This is a genomic window from Flavobacterium psychrophilum DSM 3660 = ATCC 49418, from assembly GCF_002217405.1.
Lineage (GTDB): Bacteria > Bacteroidota > Bacteroidia > Flavobacteriales > Flavobacteriaceae > Flavobacterium > Flavobacterium psychrophilum.
Genome location: NZ_MUHE01000033.1, coordinates 13934 through 37228 on the forward strand (window position 1 = coordinate 13934; position 23295 = coordinate 37228).

The window sequence follows — 23295 nt, forward strand, 5'->3', positions numbered from 1 at the left end:
TCCCAAGCAATGACTTGTTTTGTTTTTGAATTTTCAAAATAAAATATTCAAAATTTAATCGGACAACAATGATAAAATTAGTTGAAAATTAATTATATGGGATTAAAACAAAAAAAGTCAACAAATGTTGACTTTTTAACTTATACAAACCGCTTAATTATACAATAAACTGCTTTTTTAAACCTCATTATTTGGGCGTTACCACAAGGGTTGGTCTTTAACTTACAAACGAAGTTCACTTAACTACTATAAAAAACAAAAATATAGTAAAAATTCCTAACGCAAAATACTGTTTTTAATAGACTTAAGCCATATAAACTTATTTTTTCTTATCCTTTCAAAGCTTCCGCTCCACCAACAATTTCTAGGATCTCGTTAGTAATTGCAGCTTGACGCGCTTTGTTGTAAGTTAATTTCAATTGATCTCTTAACTCGGTTGCGTTGTCTGTTGCTTTGTGCATGGCAGTCATACGTGCTCCGTGTTCTGATGCGAATGAATCTCTAATTCCTTTATATAATTGTGTTTTCAATGATTTTGGAATCAATGTTAATACAATTTCTTCTTTAGATGGTTCGAAGATATAATCACCCGTAGAAACTGGCAAATCAGATTTTATAGGTGCTAGTGGCAAAAACTGCTCTGTTTGAACAATTTGTGTTGCTGCATTTTTAAATTGATTGTAAATCACTTCAATTCTATCGTATTCTCCTGCAACAAACTTATCTGTTAGCATTTGAGCAATTTTGGCAACATTATCAAAAGTTAACGCATCAAAAACTGAACTCTGATTGTCTATAACCGAAAGTGTTTTACTTAAAACATCATTTCCTTTCTTACCAATAGCAAAAACATCTACTTGTTTTCCTGCATAAAAATCTGCACGGTTTTTCACTTCCTTAATTACATTGGTATTAAAAGCACCACACAAACCTCTATTTGAAGTAATGGCAACGACTAATACTTTTTTAATTTCACGTTGTTTTGTGAACTCTCCACCCGCATCACCATCTAGTGTTGCAGAAAGATTTTGCAATAATTCCGTTAGTTTTTCGGCATAAGGGCGCATTGCTGTAATAGCATCTTGTGCTTTTTTCAGTTTTGCTGCAGAAACCATTTTCATTGCCGATGTAATTTGCATCGTAGATGAAACGGAAGTAATTCTATTACGGATTTCCTTTAAATTTGCCATTTTTTATTAGTATAATGTCGTAAAGTCATAAAGACAAAAGTTTGTTAAAATGTCCAATCGTTAGATTGAAATTTAGACTTTCGCCTTTAAGACCTTTGACTTAATTTAATTATATTTTGCTGAAAGTTCTTTTGCTGTAGCTTCTATAACATCTGTTATTTTGTCATCTAATTTACCAGCTTTTAAAGCATCTAATGTATCTCTGTGTTTGTTATTTAAGTATTCGATAAAATCTTTTTCGAATTCTCTTACTTTGTTTACAGGAACATTTTTTAATAAATTTTTAGAACCAGCATAAATAATTGCTACTTGATCTTCAACAGTATAAGGAGAGTTTAAACCTTGTTTTAAGATTTCAACGTTTCTTTTTCCTTTTTCAATTACGTTTAATGTAACGGCATCAAGATCAGAACCAAATTTAGCAAACGCTTCCAATTCACGAAATTGCGCTTGGTCTAGTTTTAATGTTCCAGCTACTTTTTTCATCGATTTAATCTGAGCATTTCCTCCAACACGAGATACCGAAATACCTACGTTAATCGCTGGACGAACTCCTGAGTTAAACAAATCTCCATCAAGGAAAATCTGACCATCGGTAATCGAAATTACGTTTGTTGGAATATATGCAGAAACGTCACCCGCTTGTGTTTCGATAATTGGTAACGCCGTTAATGAACCACCACCTTTTACGATAGATTTTAATGAATCTGGTAAATCGTTCATGTTTTTTGCGATGTCATCATCAGCAATTACTTTACAAGCTCTTTCTAACAAACGAGAGTGTAGGTAAAAAACGTCTCCAGGATATGCCTCACGTCCTGGTGGTCTTCTTAACAAAAGAGAAACCTCACGGTAAGCAACTGCTTGTTTAGATAAATCATCATAAACAATAAGTGCTGGACGACCAGAATCTCTAAAATATTCTCCAATTGCAGCTCCAGCCATTGGTGCATAAACTTGCATTGGTGCTGGATCAGAAGCATTTGCAGCAACAATAACGGTATAAGCCATTGCGCCTTTTTCTTCTAACATTTTTGCAATTCCTGCTACAGTTGATGCTTTTTGCCCGATAGCAACATATATACAAAATACAGGTTTTCCTGCATCGTAAAATTCTTTTTGATTTAAGATAGTGTCAATACAAACGGTAGATTTACCTGTTTGACGGTCACCAATAACCAACTCACGTTGTCCACGACCTACTGGGATCATTGCATCTACTGCTTTGATACCTGTTTGTAATGGCTCAGTAACTGGTTGACGGAAGATAACTCCAGGAGCTTTTCTTTCTAAAGGCATTTCGTATAAATCTCCACCAATTGGTCCTTTACCGTCGATAGGAAAACCAAGTGTGTTTACTACACGTCCTACCATTTGCTCTCCAACTTTAAGAGACGCAATACGTTGTGTTCTTTTTGCTGTAGATCCTTCTTTGATTCCTGTAGATGCTCCTAAAAGTACCACACCCACATTATCTTCTTCAAGGTTTAAAACGATTCCTTCTAGACCATTGTCAAATTCTACAAGCTCACCATATTGAACATTTGATAACCCGTAAATACGAGCAATACCATCTCCAACTTGAAGTACCGATCCTACTTCTTCTAGCGTAGCACCAGATTCAAAACCTTCTACTTGCTTTTTTAATATTGCTGAAATTTCAGCTGGTTTAATTTCCGCCATAATTATATAAATAACTAATTACTTAATTCTCTTTTTAAAACTTGTAATCTATTAGCAACAGAAGCATTGTATTGCTTGTCGCCTATTCTTAGAATAAATCCTCCTATAATAGAAGCATCTACTGTATTTTCTATTGTTACTTTTTTATCTGAAAAGGTTGCTATTTTAGCTTTTACTTTAGCTTCTAAATTGGCATCCATAGCAATGGCAGTTGTTACTTTTGCAACCTGAATACCATTTATTTCATCAAATAATTTGTTGTATTCTGAGGCAATTGCGCCTAGAATTTCAAATCTTTTGTTTTCAAACAATAAATGAAATAAGCTTTTTGTTACTTCATTTGTGTTAGCAAAAACTTCTAACAAAGCATTTTCTTTGGCTTCAACTTTAATAGTTGGGTTTTGAATAAAAGTATCCAATTCTGAATTACTATTAATTGTTGTTGCAATTAAAAACATATCATTACTTACTTCGTTAGTTGCATTTTTTGATGTTGCTATCTCTATAATTGCTTTTGCGTAACGAATTGCTGCTCTTGTACTTGACATAATTAATTTAATTTAACGTCTCCTAACATTTTCTCAACTAATTTAGTTTGAGCGTCTTTGTTAGATAATTCGTCTTTTAATAATTTTTCAGCAATTTCGATAGATAAGTTTGAAACTTGAGATTTCAATTCTGCCATAGCAGCATTTTTTTCGCTTTCAATTGCCGCTTTTGCTTGCTCGATCATTTTAATTCCTTGGGCTTGTGCTTCAGTTTTAGAATCGGCAATCATTTTTTCTTTGATTTCACGAGCGTCTTTAAGCATATTATCACGCTCTAATCTTGCTTCTTGCAAAATACGTTGGTTATCTGCTTGAAGGTTTTGCATTTCTGTTCTAGCGTTTTCTGCCGAAAGTAAGGCGTTTTTTATTCCGTCTTCTCTTTCGTTTACCGCATCAAGAATAGGTTTCCAAGCGAATTTTTTTAGTAAAAGGATTAAACCTACAAATAAAATAATTTGTAATATAAATAACCCTAATGAAAATTGACCTAATAGTTGTTCCATTATATATTTTCTTAATTTATTAATCTAATTTTTATTAATTAAACAGCTGTTGTAACCAACCGTTACAACAGCTGTTTTAAAAATATTATTTGCCCATAAAGAATGCAGCAAAACCAATACCTTCAATAAGTGCAGCTGCGATAAGCATTGCAGTTTGAATTTTTCCAGAAGCTTCTGGTTGACGTGCTATAGCGTCCATTGCTGAACCACCAATTCTACCAATACCTAAACTAGCACCGATAACGATTAAACCTGCTCCTACTAAATTTGGAATAGTTCCCATAATGTATATATATTAAAAATTAAACATTCAAATTATTAATGATGAGCATCCTCATCATGGTGATGTTCTTCATTTGCTGAACCAAAGTAAAGCGCAGTTAACATCGTGAAAATATAAGCTTGTAATCCTGCTACTAATATCTCTAAGATAGAAAGGATAAATGCTAAAACAAATGAAAATCCACTACCAGCAACATTGTTAAACGTGTACATCATAGCGATTATACTCATAAGTACAATGTGTCCCGCTACCATGTTTGCATATAAACGAATTGTTAATGAAAATGGCTTGATAATTGTACCTAACAATTCTATAGGTGCTAAAATTACCCTCATTAAGGGAGGCACCCCTGGCATCCAGAAAATATGTGCCCAATAATTTTTGTTTGCTGTTAATGTTGTTATCAAGTAAGTAACAATTGCTAATGCCGCAGTAATGGCAATATTTCCAGTTACATTAACTCCAAGAGGGGTTAAACCAAACATGTTTAAGAACCAAATAAAGAAAAATACTGTTAGCAAATGACTCATGTATTTTTTGTAATGCTTTTCTCCAATATTAGGAATGGCAATTTCGTCTCTAACATATAAAATAATTGGTTCAAAAAACCTACCAGCACCAGTAGCTATACCACCATTTTTACCATAAGATTTCCCTAAATTTCTAAACATTACAAACATTAACAAAGCTACAACAAAAATCATTACTATGTTTTTAGTAATAGATAAGTCTAGTGGTTTAATATGAGATTCAGAACCAGCTAAATCTGTTTTATAAACCATACCGTCATGATGACCAATCATGTAATAGTTTCCGTTAGATTGTGCTACTTTTTCACCATGATGAAATTCTGAAGACATAAAAAACTGAAAACCGTTATCCCATAAAATAACAGGAAGCGGAAATCCTACGTGTACCTCATGTCCTGATTCTTTACCGTAAGAAAAGAAAGTAAAATCATGAGAATCTAATAAATGATGTTGTATAAACTCAGCTCTTTCTTCGATAGCCGCATCTTCTTTAGAAACGATTTCATTTGTAGTGGCTATCGCTTTAGCTACAACTTTAGTTGTGTCTGAAATTACCTGAATTGCTTTAGTAGGTACTTTAGTACTATCTGGAACATTATTTGCAAAACTAAATAATGGAAGACTTGCAATTACTACTGTCAGTATAAATCTAAGTGGACGCTTTGAAATTACCATATATTAAAAAACTATAATTACTAGGTTTGTAAATTTGGTGCAAAGGTACATTTTTATTTATACTCAAAAAAGATATAGATTGTTTTTTTATGCTTATTTTATTTTACAGGATTTGTAAGTTGATTTTTAAATTATGAGTTATTAACAAATTTACCTTTATTTTAAATTTATTTTGTTTAAACTATTGATTTTATCCGAAATAAATAGCCTTTTATCGAAAACCTATTGATATAAACTGTTAATAAGTTGTTTTTTTTGTATTTTTGAAAGAATCGAAAAATTTACAAAAACATGAGAAAAAAAATACTTATTTCATTTATTGGGCTATTCTACATTAGTCTATCCGCACAATGCTGGCAATCTGTTTCTGCGGGTGGATCGCATAGTTTAGGCATAAGAACAGGCGGAACCTTGTGGTCCTGGGGAAGAAATTATTTCGGACAATTAGGCACTGCTGGAACTCCTGCTACTTTCTCGAACATCCCAATACAGGTTGGAACAGCTACAAACTGGCAAACAATAGCTGCCGGAAATGCGCACAATGTTGCTATAAAAACAAATGGAACGCTCTGGACTTGGGGGCACAACCAAGCAAGCCAACTTGGAGACGGAAGCACAACAAACTCTAATATCCCTATTCAGATAGGAACAGCTACAAACTGGCGATTTATAACTGCTGGCGATGAATATGTTATTGCAATAAAACTTGATGGCACTTTATGGGCATGGGGCGATAATACCTACGGACAACTAGGTGACAATACAACTGTAAATAAAATCGTACCCACGCAAATAGGATCCGACACTGATTGGTTGCTAGTATCTGCGGGAACCAATCATACATTAGCAACAAAAACCAATGGTACTTTGTGGGCTTGGGGAAGAAATAATACTGGACAATTAGGAGATAATACCACCCTAAACAAAATAATACCTACTCAAATTGGGGCAGATTCAGATTGGCAAAATGTTATGGCAAGCATCTTACATAGCGCAGCCACAAAATCTGATGGGAGTATCTGGACCTGGGGTAACAACACAAATGGGCAATTAGGTGATGGTACGGTTGTGGGCAAAATTATTCCTGTAAATATTACAACTGTAACAAATTGCAACTGGATTGCCAAAGGCCATCAGCATACTATTGCTAAAAAATCTGATGGTTCCCTATGGGCATGGGGCGGAAATGCATCTGGACAACTTGGCGATGCTTCTACTACTCAAAAAAATAGCCCTGTGGCTGTTTCTGGCTTAACAACAGATTGGCTAACCGTAAACTCTAAATTATCGCACACAATTGCCTTAAAAAATGATGGGACTTTATACACTTGGGGCGCAAATTTATATGGGCAACTTGGTGATGCGTCTAACATTGCCAAAGATATTCCTACACTTATTACTTGCCCTTTTTTAGCTATCGATGAGAAAGTATTTGCTAGAAAATTATCTGTTTACCCAAATCCTGTAACTTCTATTTTAAATATTCAAAGAGATAATTTAGTTTTTAATAAAATTATAATTACCAATTTATACGGTCAAATTGTTTTCGAAAATAAAGAAAATATTTCTCTAATTAATATAGAAAATTTAGCCTCTGGGTTATATTTCATCCAAGCTTTTTCTGAAGAAGGTAGTTATCAAAATAAGTTTATTAAAAACTAAATTGTTTCTTTTTTATTCAATATTATAATCGTTGCAGTTGTTTCGATAGCAAGAAATAGCAAGAAAAGAATAAGAAAGTTCCATTTTTGAACTGGATTGTCTTCGAATCCTTTTTTAAAAACCGAAGATTTGAAAACGAAACAAACCATCATTTTAACTAACGTTAGTAACAAAAAAACATTTCCTACAATGTCTATGTTTTTTTGTTTAACGCTAATTAATATTAGTTCGATTGTTATTGAGAACAATCCGAAAAACAAATATAATTGCTCTAATGAGTATATAAAGGCACTTTGGTCAAATTTACATACATAAAAAACAAATTTATGAACTAAATAAACTACCCCAATAATTAAAGCCAAAAGACCTATCGATTTTATATTTTTTTTAAACATACCTATGCGTTTTTTCCTATTTCGTTTACCTGACGGTACACATTATATAAAGCAAAAAAAACACCTAGTAAAGTAAGTGTTTTATAATAACATATTTTTTGGCTAGCATAATTTGAGTCTAACCAAAAACCCAGTTTGTAAAACAAAAAGATAATGGCTCCCATTTGTATTGGAATATTAATGAGTGGAAGCCATTGTACATTATTTTTCTTATCTTTATTGCTATCCATTTGTGGTCAAAGCTGGTTTTGAAGTTGCTTGCATGGTGCAAGTTGCGCTAAAATCAGCCCCTGGTTCTACGGATAGTTTTCCGCAAATAACCTCGCCATGTATCCTGGCTTTGTTTTTGACACTTAAAATATCATCGACCGTTATTTTTCCTTTTACCGTGCCTTCTACATCTACATTCTGACAATAAATATCGCCGGTAACACTTCCTGCTGGACCTATAACTAACTTTCCTTTTGAGGTAAAATTTCCTATTAAATGACCGTCTAATCTAAAATCGGAAACAGATTCGATGTCGCCTTTTATTGTTGTTGCTTCGACAATTCTGTTGGTTTTTCCGAGTAATTCAGTATATGATTTGTTTCTTTTTTCAAACATGTTTCTTTTATTTTAATTCGAGTAATTGGTTGTAGTTTTTCTTAACTTGAATGACTGAATAGTTTTCGCTAGAAATTACTTTAGCTGGCGTTACAATCTTATAGTCTTTAGTGTCTTTTAGTATATTTATAAGATAATCTGAATATTCTTTCGATTTTATTCCGTGTATAACTACAAAATTTTCGGTTTCGGTATACACATCATAAGAAACAGAAAAAGTATCATATTGCTTCTCTTTAATGTATTTGTTTATTTTTTCGATTAATGTTTTAGTCTCATTGTCCTCTTTAGTGGCTGCTTTGTATAAAATTTTCCAGTTTTTAGATAATGTATCGTTTACAAAAGTCATCTTTTCTAGAACAGGAATGTTGTTTTGAAGAATCTCTTCGGCTTGTTTTCCTTCTTTTGTGTTTGGAAAGTTTAAAGATACAAAGTTTAAAGATTTTTTATATTCATCTACTCCTTTTAGTTTTCCTATTACGCTAGACTTTAGCAATTCGAATTTTGGTATTAAATCATCGCCAGCAAATTGTGCCAAACTTTTTTCTATCGTTTCTAAAACAGCAACGTATTCTTGGTTGTTAAACTGATTATAAATTGTTTTATATACAGCTGCTGGTGTTTGTACGATGGCATTTTCTTCTACTATCGTTCCGTTTAAAATTTGTGCATACCTTGTGTTCGGATAATTTGTAATTATTTTATTTTTTATAATTTCAGACTTCTCTTTATTTATAATTTCATATGTTTTGTACAAATTATACATTGCTGGTAATACTAATCTTTCTTCTGGATTCGACTTTAATAAAAATTCAAATTTAGACGCTGATAATTTGTATTCTTTAAACTTTTCTTTATAAATAACGCCTAATTGATAGTTTGCAAAGTTTCGTTCTCTTGCCAAACTGTCTAATGTTTTTTGTGATGTTGGAAGTTGTTTTAAATAAAAATCGGCTTGGAAATTTTCTGGCACCTCTTCGGTTTTGGCAATTACTGTATTGGCAATTACTTGGTCTGTGTTTTTTATGTCTGATAATTCTGTGATCCATCTCCAATTGTCGGTCAATGGTCTTTTTTTCCATTTTTTTAGGAAAGCTACTTTGCCATAATTTACTGTAATGGGATTGTAAAAATAAAAACTATTGTCAGTTGAGACCCCAAAACCAGCTCCAGGTGGCAGGAAAGAAGGATCGCTCGATATGTTTTTTGGTTTAACCTTAACCATATCTATATCCTGAATTCCTGTATCTTGGTTTGTCTTTTTTTGCTTGGCTTCAAGTAGTTTTTTAGCCTCTTCTTTGGCTTTTATTTTTAAAATATAATCCTCAAAATAGCTTTTTTGATCATATTTAGACAACGCAACTATGTTTAAAATACTATCATTATGCTGTACAATCCCTTCGTAATTAATAACATCTACAAGGTTTTCTCGTTTTTTTACAATGCTAAAATACTCGCGATTTTTCTGAACTAATCTAGTCAAGGTACTGTCGTAATATTGCCCCGCCATGATATATTTAGCCTTATCGAAGTAAATTGTGGCTAGATTTTTATGGGTTGTTGCTTGCAAATAGCTATCGTCTGATTTCGATCTTAATGATTTATTATAATATTTAATGGCTTGTTCTTTTTTGTTCAGCTTATCATAAAAAGAAGCCATTTGATAATTTAAAATATCATGATGCGGGCGATTTTCTCTATCTTTAAACAGTTTAGCATATTTTTTTAAAAATAAAACCGTGTCTTGTGTTTGATCTACTAATTCAGATTGTTTTGCGTATGCTTGCATCACATACTGTTTGGGTGATTTTCGCTTCATTTTGATAACTTCCTCAAACGCTGCGTATGCACTGTCTTTGTATTCTAATGACTGATATAGTTGTCCTAAAATAAAATGATAACGGGCTTTTTCTTCTTTTAGCTTAGTCGAAACCAATGCTTTTTTTAGTGGTGCAATGGCGCTGTCTTTTTGCTCTAAATTGAGATACGCTTGCGACAAAATTGCATTTGCATCGGCAAAAATTTGTGGTTTTATTTTATAATTTTTTAGTAATCTTTTTAAATTTTTAACTGCTAAAGCATCGTTTTCTAATCTAATATTTGTTTTTTCTCTCCAAATTTTTGCTTCATATATTTTATCTGAATTAGAATATTTGTACAAAATATAATTGAAAGCTTCTAATGCGGGAATAAATCGTTGGTCATAATAGCGTGATTTCCCTAAAAGAAGATGCGCTTCGTCCATTTGCATGTTTTTTTCCTTACCCTCAATATTCATCGAATGTTTCTGGATTGCTATAGTCGCTTTGGTTTCGGCACGCTCAAAATTTTGATTTTTTGCCTTCTGCCCTGGCAAGATTGCTTCTTCTAAAATTTGCATTCTTTCTACTGGCAAGATTTCCCAAAAATTATCTTTGTATCCTGTCTTCAAATCATTAATACCCAACTGCAAAGCTACGCCACCGTTATACAAAACGTTATATTCTGAATTTATAGCGTGCCAATTTCTGCTTACAAAAGTGTTTTTCTTTGTAGAACAAGCTACGGCTAAAACGAATAAAAGTGATAAAGAAATATGTTTTAAACTGTTTGTTTTCAATGTAAAAGGTTTTTAAACATTAACTTATAAAAGTTAAATTTAGTATAATGACTGGTAAAAATACATTTCTTTTTTAAATTCCGAAAATAAAGTATTTTTTTAATTTTTTGTAAGTTACAATAATATGTCGGTCGGGTTTCTTAATTTTGCTGAAAAGAACCGAATATGTCTACATTTTACAAACTATCTATACAAGAAATAAAAAAAGAAACCCCTCAAGCCGTTTCTATACTTTTTAATGTTCCTATCGAATTTAAAGATTTTTATAAGTTTGATGCTGGACAATATGTAAATTTAAAACTAACGCTAGATGGGCAAGAAATTCGTCGTGCTTATTCTATCTGCTCATCACCAAGTAGTGGTGAACTTCGCATTGCGGTTAAGGCAATAAAAAACGGACTTTTTTCGGAATTTGCCAATAACGAACTAAAAGCAGGAAGTATTATCGAAGTAGGAACTCCTGAAGGAAAATTTACGTTCGAACCCAATTTAGACAAACAAAAAAACTATCTTGCTTTTGTGGCTGGTAGCGGAATTACACCTGTTATGTCTATCTTACAATCGGTTTTATTACAAGAACCTAAAAGTACATTTGTACTTGTTTTTGGAAATAAATCCGAGCAGGAAACTATTTTTCATGATCAATTAATTAAATTTCAACAAAAATATTTAGGTCGCTTTTTTGTTCACTTTGTATATAGCCAATCTAAATCCGATGATTCTGTTTTTGGAAGAATAGACAAGTCGGTAGTTAATTTTGTAATGAACAACAAACATCTTGGTACAAACTTTTCTAAATTTTACCTTTGTGGTCCAGAAGAAATGATAAATACCGTTTCTGATGTGCTAAAAGAGAAAAGTATTCCTGAAAAAGATATTAAATTCGAATTGTTTTCTGCTTCTACCAAAGAAAAAAAGATAGATACCACAAAAAATGAACATACCACGATTACTATTTTAGTAGATGGTGACCAAGCTACATTTGAAATGTCGCCCAAACAAACCTTACTTGAAGCTGCGCTAAAACAAGGAATAGATGCTCCATATTCTTGCCAAGGCGGAGTTTGTAGTAGTTGCTTGGCTCGTGTAACAAAAGGTACGGCCGAGATGAAAAAAAATGTTATACTTACCGAAAAAGAAATTGCCGCAGGGTTAATTCTTACTTGCCAAGCACACCCAACATCGAGCGAGATTTTTGTAGATTTTGACGATGTATAGCTGAAGCCTTTTTTAATATCAATGTTGTTGCTAAAAAAACACCCGAAATATTAAAAGCAAAGAAACTTGCTAAATTAAGATAATTGTAGAGCAATTGTTAGAAATTATAACATACAAAAGGAATAGTCCTACTCATGAGGGTTCTAGAGGCTGCATATTTATACAAAACATTACTCGTTTAAAAACATAGATACTAGATAGTTACAAATATAACGGATTTTTATATATTTCCAAAGCAATTTTGGTAGTATATAAAAAGCCGTTTTTAGGTTGTTACAAAAAAATTACTAAGTACGAGTAAAGAGAATCTTATTCTGATAAGGACTCTTTGAGCTTTTTTACAATTGTTTCTGGCAAAATAGTTCTCATTGCATCTTGGTAACCAGCAAGGTCTTTGTTTCCGTAAACAGATGTGGGTAATGACGGATATTTCTCTCTATCTGACACCAGTGCATTTTCTAAAGGCTGATTAAATGGTGAGAAACCAGCAAAAGGATGCGTTGCTCCCCAAAGTGTAATTACTTTTACACCCAACATTGCTGCTATATGCGCGTTGCCAGAATCCATAGAAAGCATGATATCTAGATTTGATATTAGGTTTAATTCCTCCTGAAAGGTTATTCTCCCTGCAATGTTTATTACGTTTTTGTTTCTTTTAGCAAGTAAATCTAAAGCTTCAATTTCTTTTTTACCGCCACCAAAAAGTAGGATTTTGTAATCGTTATTTTTAGACAAATCGTTTATCGTTTGCTGCATCAAATCTTGTGGGTAAACCTTGCTTTCATATTGTGCAAAAGGTGCAATTCCTACCCATTGTTGGTTTTTATTTCCTGTAATAGAAATTATTTTTGGGGATAAAACAGCTTTGTTTGGAAAATTTGGATTATTCAAATTAATATCAAAACCTAATTTAGCAAATGTATCACAATGCAAGATAAACATTGTTTTTAGTGGTTTAAAAAATTTATTTTTAACTCTTGTTAATGCTTTTTTATCGGCTCTTCCTTTGTTTGAGGCGGCTACTTTTTTTCCAAATAAAAGAAATAATTTTCTAATTGCTTTAGAGCGAATTACATTATGCAAATCGGCAACAGCATCTATATTTAATTTTCTTAAATCTAAAAATAATTTTATAAGTCCTAAAAATCCTTTGTGCCTACCATTTATATCAATACCAAAAAAATTAACATTAGGAATTGTGTCAAAAAAAGGCTTAAAAAAGGGCTTGGAAACTACGGTAATTTTTACATCTGGATATTGCAAAATAAAAGCCCTTAGAACTGGAACTGTCATAGCAGCGTCGCCCATTGCTGAGAGCCGAATTACTAAAATATGTTTGATTAATTTTGACAAAAGAAATGATATTAACTTTGTGATTTCGACAAAGGAGAAATTAGTGGTTTATTTCTTGTTTTGATACAAAACAGGATTCAATTCATCATCGTTGTACATTTTCATTTGTTTGTACACTTTCATATATTTATCGCCAGCTTCAATATCTGTTAGTAAATCATCTATTGCGGTGGTTAAATCTTTTTTTTGTTCTAACAAAATGTTTAGTTTTTCTTGGCATTTTATTCTATGTTCTGCTGAAGCTTCTTTGCGAGTTGCTTCTTCGTTCATGTGGTAAATTTTAAGTGCCAAAATAGATAATCTATCAAATGCCCAAGCTGGACTTTCGGAGTTAATTTTTGCCGATGGTTTTACCTTTACAGTAGTATATTTTTGCAGAAAATAACTGTCAATATATTCAACCATATCGGTACGAACCTGATTAGAAGCATCTATTTTTCGTTTAAGAACTAAAGCTTCAACTGGGTCTATATTTGGATCACGAATAATGTCTTCATAATGCCATTGCACAGTATCTACCCAATTTTTGGCATACAATAAATGTTCTATTTGATCTTTTTCAAAAGGGTTATTTATAGGCTGATTAACAGTGTCATGAATATGATAATCATTAATGCATTGTTCAAAAATAGGAAAGGCAAATTGTGAAAACATAATTTTTATTAATTTATTGAATACAAATATACTTTTTATACCTTTATCAAACTAAATTAACAGTTAATTTTCACAAAATGCAGATTCATTATATTTCTGAAGAAAACAGTATTCTTAATCATTTTTTGGCACAAATTCGTGATGTAAATATTCAAAAAGACAGTATGCGATTTCGTAAAAACATAGAACGAATTGGCGAAATAATGGCTTATGAATTAAGCAAAACCTTGTCTTATAAGGATATTAATGTGCAAACGCCTCTTGGAATTAAAACCACAACAACCATTGCCCAAAATGTAGTATTATGTTCTATTTTGCGTGCCGGATTGGCTTTGCATACTGGTTTTATGAATTTTTTTGATGATGCCGAAAACGGATTTGTATCTGCTTACAGACATCATTATAACCACGATGATGCTTTCGATATTTTGGTCGAATACCAAGCGGCACCCTCTTTTGAAGGGAAAAATTTAATACTAATAGATCCTATGTTAGCAACAGGACAGTCTATTGTGGCGGTTTTTAATAAATTAATGACCGAAGAAACACCTAACGAAATTCATATTGCGGTGGTTATTGCTGCTCCAGAAGGAATTCAGTTTCTTGAAGAAAATCTTCCTAAAAATTGTCATCTTTGGGTCGCTGCATTAGACGAAAAATTAAACGAGAAAAACTATATTATTCCTGGTCTTGGTGACGCTGGAGATTTAGCTTATGGAAATAAGTTATAACAACTGAAGCACAAAAGTTATAATACTAGCGGTTAAGATTATTGCTAAAATAGATTCTTTTATCCAATATTTATTTATTGTTTCTAAGTAATTTGTTAGCATAATAGACACAGGAACAAAAGTATAAATTAAAAAACTATTGTCTTTTTTAGGCGAAATAAAGAAAATAATTAATCCAATTATAAATGCAAAAATCATTTTTCGATATGATGGTTGCAGGTTAGATAATTTGCTGGGGAGTATAAAAAGCATACTTACAAAAGCAACCAAAGCTGTTGTAATATAGATAAACAATGCAATGTTCTGAAAAATTGTTTCTATATATTTTAAATCAAAATCTAGTACAATTTGGGATAAATAAGTTGTAATGAGAGTTGGATCGTAAATTAAAGCACTAAAAACCGAAATTACCAAAACGCTAAAAAATGCTATAAACGGAATTGTCCAGTTTCTGTAATCTCTAGAAACGTGAAAAATAATTGATATAAAGACCAATATTATAAACAAAATACACCAAAAATTAAACAAACTTGCGGTAAAAATCCAAAAAGAAGCATCAAATATTTTTTCTTTTGGTGTAATTAGAGATTGCATAGATATGAGCCTTCGCAATGCCAATAAAACAAATAAATTTGAGATAATTAATGCTGCATTAGATAGGGTTTTTGGAAACAAAATCAGAAAAACAAAAAATAAGAGGAACGTATAACTATTGTCTTTACTCAATCCGTTCTTTTTTGTAATAAAGTTTGTGATATATAAAGAACCAACCAACAACAATAACAAGATGATTTTTTTTGCTATTTCTAGTGTCGAAATGGTATTGAAATTAGATTGAAATTGGAACAATAAAAAACATAAAACCAACAAGGTGGTTATTAAAATATAATTTATTGGTCTAGATTTACTAAAAACGCTTGTTATCATGAGTAAATTTTATACTTTTGTGATTGTAAATATAATACATAATAAAGATGAAATCATTTTTTGAAGGAATACAATGGTTGTTTGACAATATTCTTTTAGCATCACACGAAGTTTTGCGCTCTTTAGAGCTTAGTAACTGGTGGTTGGCTAATCTTATTTCGTGGGCATTTATAATTATCTGTTCGTATTACATTTGGTATTGGATAAAACAATTAAAATCTCACAAAGAGAACAACGAAGAAAACCAAGATACTACGGCTCACTCATTTTTAAAGTAAGTCGAAACCAATATCTTTTCTAAAATAAATCTTATCAAAATGTAGCTTGTCTATGTTTTGATAAGATTTTTTTATGGCTTCCTGAAAATCATCTCCAAACGAAGTTACCGCCAGAACTCTTCCGCCGTTGCTTAGTACTGCTCCGTTTTCTGTCTTTGTTCCTGCATGAAAAACTATAGAGTCTTCTATGTTTTCTAATCCAGAAATCACTTTTCCCTTCTCATAATCTTCTGGATATCCGCCAGAAACAACCATAATTGTTGTAGCGCTTCTTTTATCTATTTCTAATGAAACTTGATCTAACTTGCCGTTTCCAACTGCTTCAAAAAGTGCAACCAAATCCGATTTTAATCTCGGGATTACGACTTCTGTTTCTGGATCGCCCATTCTTACATTATATTCGATAACAATTGGTTCTCCTTTTACGTTTATTAATCCTATAAAAACAAATCCTTTATATTCTATTTCGTCTTTTTGTAAACCCGCAATAGTAGGTTTTACAATACGAGTTTCTATTTTTTCTAACAAAATGGCATCTGCAAATGGCACTGGAGAAACAGCTCCCATCCCACCAGTATTTAAACCCGTATCGCCTTCGCCAATTCGTTTGTAATCCTTTGCCGTTGGAAGAATTTTGTAATTTTTTCCGTCGGTTAGTACAAAACAACTTAGTTCTATTCCGTCAAGAAACTCTTCGATAACCACTTTTGCACTTGCCTCTCCAAACTTGGCATGCACCAACATGTTTCGCAATTCTTCTTTTGCTTGTGCTAAATCATGAATGATTAAAACGCCTTTTCCCGCAGCTAATCCGTCTGCTTTTAATACATACGGTGCTTGTAATGTTTCTAAAAACAGACAACCTTTTTCAACTGTTTCGGCAGTAAAACTATCATAAGCAGCCGTAGGAATATTGTGTTTTACTAAAAATTCTTTAGCAAACTCTTTACTTCCTTCTAATTGTGCTCCTTTTTTTGACGGACCAATTACTGGAATGTCTTTTAAACTTGAATCATTTTTAAAAAAATCATAAATCCCTAAAACTAAAGGATCTTCTGGACCCACAACAACCATGGTTACTTTTTCCTGAATTACAAAAGCTTTGATAGCTTCGAAATCTAAAATATTTATATCTACATTTGTTGCAATTTGTTGCGTTCCAGCGTTTCCTGGAGCTACAAAAAGTTTCGAACATTTGTCAGATTGTAACATTTTCCAAGCCAGTGCATGTTCTCTTCCGCCAGATCCAAGTAGTAAAATTGTCATTGTTTGTGTTGTTAGTTTGTGGTGCAAAAATAGGCTCTTTTACCTTTCTTTAAAAGCGATTTAAAAAAAATAAATGCTTTATTATAAAATAAATAGAATTTTGAACTTATTATTATTTGGGCATTAGTAAGAGGATCGGAATTTTTCTTACAAACGAACTCCTTAAATTATCTAAAAATTAAACTTGTGAATAATCTTTTTGAGGGAAAAAAATCTTAAAAGAATTATCACTGCACTCTAGCCTAAGAGTACGAACTAGCATAGCAATGGGGAAGGTAAAATATGACAATCAGATAGAATTAAACCAAAATTAAATACAACTGAAGTTAATTTTATTATTTTTGATAAAAATTAGTTTCTAATGTTTCGATTATTCGATTTAACCCTAATCATAAATGGTTTTCCTATGCAGAAAGCCAAAGCAGAATTAAATAAAATTGTATCCTTTTCTGAAGAAGAGCATCAACAATTTATCGAAAATAAAAAACAAGAAATAGTTAATTTTCATCTCAAAAATAATAAATCGTATCAGGATTTCGTTAAAAAAACATGTTTTAATCCCAAAATTTGGGTCTGGAATGAACTTCCTATAATGACTAAAAAAGATTTTCAGAAACCGCTGGCAGAACGAATATCTAAAGGATATACTCTAAAATCGATATATATTAATAAAACATCGGGGTCTAGCGGAAATCCTTTTATTTTTGCTAAAGATAAATACTCTCACGCCTTAACTTGGGCCTCTAATATTTACAGATTTAAATGGTACGCTATAGATTTTAATACCTCCTGCCAAGCACGTTTTTATGGGATACCATTAGATATTATAGGAAACAAAAAAGAACGTTTAAAAGATTTTTTGAAGAACAGTTATCGATTTACCATTTTCGATTTATCTGATGAAATTTTAGAAAAAATATTATTCAAATTTCGAAAAAAAAAATTCGATTACATTAACGGCTATACTTCTTCTATCGTTTTATTTGCCAAATTTCTTCAAAAAAAAGGCATCGTTTTAACAACGGTTTGTCCTACTTTAAAATGTTGTGTTGTTACTTCCGAAATGTTATTTCCAGAAGATAAAGTATTGATGGAGAAACAATTTGGAGTTAAAATCATTAATGAATACGGTGCTTCAGAATTAGATTTAATAGCTTTTCAAAACCCTAATGACGAATGGCAGGTAAATGCCGAAACCTTATTTGTAGAAATCTTAGACGAGAATAACAACGCATTACCTTACGGAAAAGAAGGTCGTGTGGTAATTACTTCTCTCTTCAATAAAGCCCATCCTTTTATTAGATATGATATTGGCGATATTGGTATTCTAGACCAAAAAAGTACCTTAAAAAAACCAATCCTAAAGAAACTAATTGGACGAACTAACGATATTGCTATTCTTCCTAGCGGAAAAAAATCGCCTGGACTCACGTTTTATTACGTAACCAAAAGTATTATTGAAGATGACGGAAATGTAAAAGAATTTGTGATTAAACAAACCAAAATTGATACTTTTGAAGTAGAATATGTAAGCGAAAAAAAATTAACAGACTACCAAATTGAAAATATCGAGGCTGCCATTGCTTTGTATTTGGAACCTAATTTGACTTTTACTTTTACACGAAAATTATCTCTAGAAAGAACCAATCGTGGCAAATTAAAACAATTTAGGTCTTTATTATCTTCACAAATTTAGGTTTAACAAGCAATTGCGTAAACAAAAAACCAAGCATACATGCTAAAGAAACAATAATGTTTAAATGGTGAAATTTTCTGTAAATAGCATAATTATCCTTTAATAAAGACACTTTAGAAGCTGAAATAGAATTTTCCCTAATTCTGTACAAAGCCAAACTTTCTGGAACTGGTTTTGCTGTTTTTATTTTTTTTAAAATAGTAAGCCAAACAATCCAATCTTGTCTTTTTCGGATAGAAGAAATAGCCATTTTTCCGAAATAATTAGAGTCGTAAATTCCTGTTAGATTTCCTACAAAATTGCAAAAAAATAACTGATAATAACTTAATTTTTTTGGTGCTTCGATGCGTTTGTTGAGTAAATCTCCTTTTTCATTAATGCAGTCATAAAAAGAAAAAGTAAAAGGAATATTATGCCTTTGCATGAACTTAATTTGTTTAGATAATTTGTCTGGTTTCCACAAATCATCAGAGTCTAAAAAAGCAATATAACGTCCTTTGGCGTTGTTTATGGCGTTGTTTCTAGCCACACCAGCCCCTGAGTTTTTATCGAGTTGTATTAAATAAATTCTGTGGTCTTCGTCTATAAAATTTTGGATTATATTGACTGTTTTGTCTTTAGAACAATCATCCACAATAATTATTTCCCAATGAGAATAGGATTGATTTTGAACCGATTTGATTGCCTCTGCTATAAACTGTTCAGAATTATACGTTGGCGTAATTATAGAAACCAATTCATTCATTTTAATAGGCTTTTTCTTGTCCTTTAAAAATATTAATTACTGTTAAGACGATAATTTTTATATCTAATAATAACGACCAATTTTCGATATAAAATAAATCATATTTTATTCTATTTACCATTTCCTCATCGGTTTCTACTTCGCCTCTAAAGCCTTTTACTTGCGCCAATCCTGTAATTCCTGGTTTTATATGTAATCTTAAATTGTATCGTTTAATTTTTGCTTGGTATTCGTTGTTGTGCAACCATAAGTGTGGTCTTGGACCAACTACAGACATATCGCCAAGAAAGACATTAAAAAATTGTGGCATTTCATCGAAACTAGTTTGTCTTAATAAAGCACCTATTTTTGTAATTCTTAAATCGTTTTTTACCACAGATGCTTCTGTTTTATCATTCATTCTCATCGAACGAAATTTGTAACAAAAAAATTCTTTTTCATATAAACCTGGTCTTCCTTGTTTAAAAAATATTGGTCCTTTAGATTCTAATTTTATTAAAATTGCTACAATAGGAATAAACCAAGAAAGTAAAAAAGTGATTACCAATAATGAAAACAAAATATCGAACAATCGCTTTACAAATTTAAGCAATGGTTGGTTTAGCGCTATTCTTTTAAGTGATAATATGGGGAAAAATTCGTAATAATCTATTTTTAGATTTTTTGCATAAATCTCGCTCGATTCTGGGATAAATTTGATGGTTATCTTATGATATTCTGCAAATTCTACCAGTTCTCTGAGTTGATTGTTCGAGAGTTCTTCTAAAGCACAATAAATGTCATCTATCTTATGATATAAAACAAAATCTTGAATAGTAGAAACATTTCCTTTTATGTTTTCGTTATTTATTGTATCTGAGAAAAACCCTTTAAAACGATAACCGTAATCTGGTCGGTTTTGAAATAGCTGTTGTAAGCTTTTAGAACTATCTGTATAACCTACAATAATTGCGTTTCGATAATTTCCGCCAAGAACAATTCGGTATTTTTTTAAGTAATAAAACAATAATCCTTTGAAAAAAGTGATACCAATAAACGAAAGTCCGATAAAATAGAACAAGAGTCTGAAACTAAAAATTATTTCTCTCGTAATAGAAAAAAAAGCAATGAGAAACAACGAAAACAAGAACAATTGTTTGAATAACATACTCATAATTTCTACAGGTTTTGTAAAGCGATATACTTCGTAAAACTTTGTAAAATAAGCTAATATACACCAAGAAACTAGTTGGTAAATCATAAAATACGACAATTGTATAGCAAATTCTTTCAAGAAGAAACTAGCTAAAACAACAAGCAAAACACAATCTATGATGATGCTTATTGGGCGTATATATTTTGAATACCTTCCTTTTGTCATTTTTAATTAACGTATATAACCAGAAAAATCCTTGTGTTCTTCTTGTAATAATGCTGCTTGTGGCAATGATTTAAAATATTCGTAAGTAATTTTCATACCCTCGGAACGAGAAACTTTAGCTTCCCAACCTAATAATTCTTTGGCTTTTGTGGTATCAGGTTGTCTTTGCAAGGGATCATTTTCTGGCAAATCATGGTATATAACCTTCTGGTTTGTGCCGGTTAACTTTATAATTTCTTCGGCAAAGTCTTTGATGGTAATTTCGTCTGGGTTTCCAATATTTACTGGATAAGCATAATCTGAATGTAACAATCTAAAAATTCCTTCTACTTGATCATCTACATAACAAAAAGAACGTGTTTGCATTCCGTTTCCAAAAATGGTTAAATCTTCCCCACGCAATGCTTGCCCAATAAATGCTGGAATTACTCGACCGTCATTGAGTCGCATTCTTGGACCATAGGTGTTAAAAATACGTACGATTCTGGTTTCTAATCCGTGAAAACGGTGGTAAGCCATGGTAATAGATTCCTGAAAACGTTTGGCTTCATCATAAACCCCTCTTGGTCCTATGGTGTTTACATTGCCAAAATATTCTTCCGTTTGAGGGTGAACCAATGGATCTCCGTAAACTTCCGATGTAGAGGCTATTAAAATTCTTGCACCTTTAACCCTTGCTAATCCAAGTAAATTGTGTGTTCCTAATGATCCTACTTTTAGGGTTTGAATTGGGATTTTTAGATAATCTATCGGGCTGGCTGGCGATGCAAAATGCAAAATATAATCTAAATCGCCTGCAACGTGTACAAATTTTGAAATATCATGATGGTAAAACTCAAAATGCTCTAATTTGAATAAATGTGCTATGTTTTTTAGATCACCCGTAATCAAATTATCCATTCCTATGACATGATACCCTTCTTTTATAAAACGATCACACAAATGGGATCCTAAAAAACCTGCCGCCCCTGTTATTAGTATTCTTTTCATCTTTATATTGTTTGCAATAATGATTCTTGCCAAGTTTTTATTTCGATTCCGAAAGTGTTTTTTATTTTCGATTTGTCTAAAAGACTGTATTTTGGTCTTTTTGCTGGTGTAGGAAATGCTTCTGATAGAATTGGATTCACATCAATAACAACATTATTTATTCTAAAAATTTCTACGGCAAAATCGTACCAACTGGCAATACCTTCGTTACTAAAATTATAAATTCCGTATGCAGTGCTGGCTGTTGGGTGTTGGGTTTTAGCAATTATTTGCATGATGGCTTTGGCTAAATCGACGGCATTTGTTGGAGATCCTATTTGGTCTGAAACAATGCTTAAACTGTCTCTTTCTGATGCCAATCGTAACATGGTTTTCATAAAATTATTACCAAATTGAGAATAAACCCAAGAGGTTCTAATAATAAAATATTCATCCGTATTGTTTATGACTGCTTGCTCTCCGTCTAGTTTTGTTTTGCCATAAATACCTAACGGATTGGTTATATCTGTTTCTAAATAAGGTTTGTTTGATGCGCCATCGAAAACAAAATCGGTCGAAATATGTATTAACTTTACTTGATGCTTCTTACAAAGAACGGCTAATTTTTTTGGTCCAGCAACATTTATCGCTTCTGCTTTTTCTGTTTCTAATTCTGCTTTATCAACTGCTGTGTAAGCCGCGGCATTGATACAAAAATCTATTTTATTTGTATTAAAAAAATGAGAAACAGCTTCTTTATTTGTAATGTCTAAAGCTGTAGATGAAGCAAAAATAAATTCGCAATTAGCATAATTTGAAGCAATATATTGAATAGATTGCCCTAATTGTCCTGAGGCACCTGTAACTAAAATTACCATACTTTTTTCGCATTTTCGAGTGTTGGCAAAATAATATCTTTTTCGGAAATAATCAACTCTTTTTCAGGAAAATTCCAATCTATATTTAATGTTGGGTCATTATAAATTAGGCCCCATTCACTTTCTTTGTTATAAAAATTATCACATTTATAAAAGAAAGTGGCTGTTTCGCTTGTTACTAAAAATCCGTGTGCAAATCCTCTGGGAATATACAATTGTTTCTGATTTTCGGCGCTTAATAGTATAGAAAATGATTGTCCGTAGGTTGGCGATTGTGGTCGGATATCTGCTGCAACATCTAATACTTCTCCTTGCAATACTCGTACTAATTTTGCTTGAGCATGTGCTCCTGTTTGATAATGCAAACCACGCAATACTCCTTTTGAGGAATACGATTGATTGTCTTGTATGAAGTGTACTTTTTGTCCTATTCCTTTTTCGAAAGTATTCTCGTTAAAGCTTTCCATAAAATAACCTCGGTCATCGTGAAAAATTTTTGGTTCGAGTACAAAACAACCCGCTAAATTAGTTGAAATAAAATTCATT

At 31.9% G+C, this 23295-nt stretch carries 24 protein-coding genes; 5 read left to right on the forward strand and 19 right to left on the reverse strand.

The genetic code is table 11. From position 1 onward, the window contains the following. Positions 1-329: 329 nt before the first annotated feature. From atpG to atpB, 6 genes are all read right to left on the reverse strand, one after another. Entirely contained in the window at positions 330-1190 is an 861-nt protein-coding gene (gene atpG, locus B0A57_RS09330) for an ATP synthase F1 subunit gamma (protein ID WP_011964544.1), read from the reverse strand. 105 nt (positions 1191-1295) lie between these two features. Continuing rightward, the gene (atpA, locus tag B0A57_RS09335) at positions 1296-2873 is read right to left on the reverse strand and encodes a F0F1 ATP synthase subunit alpha (RefSeq protein ID WP_011964545.1); all 1578 of its coding nucleotides are present in this window, start codon (positions 2871-2873) and stop codon (positions 1296-1298) included. A 14-nt stretch (positions 2874-2887) separates the two neighbouring features. Next, the gene (gene atpH, locus B0A57_RS09340; RefSeq protein ID WP_034099625.1) at positions 2888-3421 is read right to left on the reverse strand and encodes an ATP synthase F1 subunit delta; all 534 of its coding nucleotides are present in this window, start codon (positions 3419-3421) and stop codon (positions 2888-2890) included. 2 nt (positions 3422-3423) lie between these two features. Beyond that, a complete protein-coding gene (locus B0A57_RS09345) occupies positions 3424-3924 on the reverse strand; it encodes a F0F1 ATP synthase subunit B (protein ID WP_011964547.1) in 501 nt (166 codons plus the stop codon). 85 nt (positions 3925-4009) lie between these two features. Continuing rightward, the gene (gene atpE / locus B0A57_RS09350; protein WP_011964548.1) at positions 4010-4207 is read right to left on the reverse strand and encodes an ATP synthase F0 subunit C; all 198 of its coding nucleotides are present in this window, start codon (positions 4205-4207) and stop codon (positions 4010-4012) included. Between the two features lie 35 nt (positions 4208-4242). Then, positions 4243-5412 carry a F0F1 ATP synthase subunit A gene (atpB, locus tag B0A57_RS09355; protein ID WP_034099627.1) on the reverse strand — a complete coding sequence of 390 codons (1170 nt, stop codon included), beginning with the start codon at positions 5410-5412 and terminating at the stop codon, positions 4243-4245. 291 nt (positions 5413-5703) lie between these two features. On the opposite strand from atpB, the gene B0A57_RS09360 reads away from it, so the two are divergent. Next, positions 5704-7074 carry a T9SS type A sorting domain-containing protein gene (locus B0A57_RS09360; RefSeq protein ID WP_052079131.1) on the forward strand — a complete coding sequence of 457 codons (1371 nt, stop codon included), beginning with the start codon at positions 5704-5706 and terminating at the stop codon, positions 7072-7074. Here B0A57_RS09360 and B0A57_RS09365 read toward each other — a convergent pair. Genes B0A57_RS09365 through porW form a run of 4 tightly spaced genes read right to left on the reverse strand, consistent with a single transcriptional unit; the run spans position 7071 to position 10674 of the window. Next, a complete protein-coding gene (locus B0A57_RS09365; RefSeq protein WP_011964551.1) occupies positions 7071-7469 on the reverse strand; it encodes a hypothetical protein in 399 nt (132 codons plus the stop codon). The two genes, B0A57_RS09360 and B0A57_RS09365, sit on opposite strands and share 4 nt — an antisense overlap. Positions 7470-7471: 2 nt before the next feature. Then, the gene (locus B0A57_RS09370) at positions 7472-7699 is read right to left on the reverse strand and encodes an AtpZ/AtpI family protein (protein WP_034099629.1); all 228 of its coding nucleotides are present in this window, start codon (positions 7697-7699) and stop codon (positions 7472-7474) included. Then, positions 7692-8075 carry a bactofilin family protein gene (locus tag B0A57_RS09375; RefSeq protein WP_011964553.1) on the reverse strand — a complete coding sequence of 128 codons (384 nt, stop codon included), beginning with the start codon at positions 8073-8075 and terminating at the stop codon, positions 7692-7694. The genes B0A57_RS09370 and B0A57_RS09375 overlap by 8 nt, the downstream gene beginning before the upstream one ends. A 7-nt stretch (positions 8076-8082) precedes the next feature. Further along, entirely contained in the window at positions 8083-10674 is a 2592-nt protein-coding gene (porW, locus tag B0A57_RS09380) for a type IX secretion system periplasmic lipoprotein PorW/SprE (RefSeq protein WP_034099631.1), read from the reverse strand. A gap of 165 nt (positions 10675-10839) precedes the next feature. Here porW and B0A57_RS09385 point away from each other — a divergent pair, with 165 nt between their 5' ends. Then, complete coding sequence (locus B0A57_RS09385) at positions 10840-11892, forward strand: ferredoxin--NADP reductase (RefSeq protein WP_011964555.1); 1053 nt, start codon at positions 10840-10842, stop codon at positions 11890-11892. Between the two features lie 309 nt (positions 11893-12201). Here the strand turns inward: B0A57_RS09385 and B0A57_RS09390 are convergent, their stop codons facing one another. Continuing rightward, positions 12202-13200: a glycosyltransferase family 9 protein gene (locus B0A57_RS09390; RefSeq protein ID WP_052079132.1), complete on the reverse strand. Its 999-nt coding sequence runs from the start codon at positions 13198-13200 to the stop codon at positions 12202-12204. Between the two features lie 93 nt (positions 13201-13293). Further along, the gene (locus B0A57_RS09395; protein ID WP_034099633.1) at positions 13294-13899 is read right to left on the reverse strand and encodes a DUF4254 domain-containing protein; all 606 of its coding nucleotides are present in this window, start codon (positions 13897-13899) and stop codon (positions 13294-13296) included. A gap of 77 nt (positions 13900-13976) precedes the next feature. Between B0A57_RS09395 and upp the strand changes: the two genes are divergently transcribed. After that, entirely contained in the window at positions 13977-14630 is a 654-nt protein-coding gene (gene upp, locus B0A57_RS09400; RefSeq protein ID WP_011964558.1) for a uracil phosphoribosyltransferase, read from the forward strand. Here the strand turns inward: upp and B0A57_RS09405 are convergent. Next, positions 14625-15557 (reverse strand): DUF6427 family protein, encoded by a 933-nt coding sequence (locus B0A57_RS09405; RefSeq protein WP_011964559.1) that lies wholly within the window; start codon positions 15555-15557, stop codon positions 14625-14627. The genes upp and B0A57_RS09405 overlap by 6 nt on opposite strands. A 47-nt stretch (positions 15558-15604) precedes the next feature. On the opposite strand from B0A57_RS09405, the gene B0A57_RS09410 reads away from it, so the two are divergent. Next, positions 15605-15835 (forward strand): DUF6341 family protein, encoded by a 231-nt coding sequence (locus B0A57_RS09410; protein ID WP_034099635.1) that lies wholly within the window; start codon positions 15605-15607, stop codon positions 15833-15835. On the opposite strand, the gene purD is transcribed toward B0A57_RS09410, so the two are convergent. Further along, the gene (purD, locus tag B0A57_RS09415) at positions 15827-17101 is read right to left on the reverse strand and encodes a phosphoribosylamine--glycine ligase (protein WP_034099637.1); all 1275 of its coding nucleotides are present in this window, start codon (positions 17099-17101) and stop codon (positions 15827-15829) included. The two genes, B0A57_RS09410 and purD, sit on opposite strands and share 9 nt — an antisense overlap. A gap of 361 nt (positions 17102-17462) precedes the next feature. On the opposite strand from purD, the gene B0A57_RS09420 reads away from it, so the two are divergent. Next, positions 17463-18797 carry a phenylacetate--CoA ligase family protein gene (locus B0A57_RS09420; RefSeq protein WP_034099639.1) on the forward strand — a complete coding sequence of 445 codons (1335 nt, stop codon included), beginning with the start codon at positions 17463-17465 and terminating at the stop codon, positions 18795-18797. Here the strand turns inward: B0A57_RS09420 and B0A57_RS09425 are convergent. Genes B0A57_RS09425 through rfbC form a run of 5 tightly spaced genes read right to left on the reverse strand, consistent with a single transcriptional unit; the run spans position 18769 to position 23294 of the window. Continuing rightward, positions 18769-19542, reverse strand: coding sequence for a glycosyltransferase family 2 protein (locus B0A57_RS09425; protein ID WP_034099641.1), 774 nt, complete (start codon positions 19540-19542; stop codon positions 18769-18771). The two genes, B0A57_RS09420 and B0A57_RS09425, sit on opposite strands and share 29 nt — an antisense overlap. 1 nt (position 19543) lies before the next feature. Beyond that, positions 19544-20902 (reverse strand): undecaprenyl-phosphate glucose phosphotransferase, encoded by a 1359-nt coding sequence (locus tag B0A57_RS09430; protein WP_034099643.1) that lies wholly within the window; start codon positions 20900-20902, stop codon positions 19544-19546. A 6-nt stretch (positions 20903-20908) separates the two neighbouring features. Next, positions 20909-21892 carry a UDP-glucuronic acid decarboxylase family protein gene (locus tag B0A57_RS09435; RefSeq protein WP_011964564.1) on the reverse strand — a complete coding sequence of 328 codons (984 nt, stop codon included), beginning with the start codon at positions 21890-21892 and terminating at the stop codon, positions 20909-20911. 2 nt (positions 21893-21894) lie between these two features. Next, positions 21895-22749: a dTDP-4-dehydrorhamnose reductase gene (rfbD, locus tag B0A57_RS09440; protein ID WP_038467065.1), complete on the reverse strand. Its 855-nt coding sequence runs from the start codon at positions 22747-22749 to the stop codon at positions 21895-21897. Beyond that, on the reverse strand, positions 22743-23294 hold the full coding sequence (gene rfbC, locus B0A57_RS09445) for a dTDP-4-dehydrorhamnose 3,5-epimerase (RefSeq protein ID WP_038467068.1): 552 nt from the start codon (positions 23292-23294) through the stop codon (positions 22743-22745). The genes rfbD and rfbC overlap by 7 nt, the downstream gene beginning before the upstream one ends. Position 23295 lies beyond the last annotated feature (1 nt).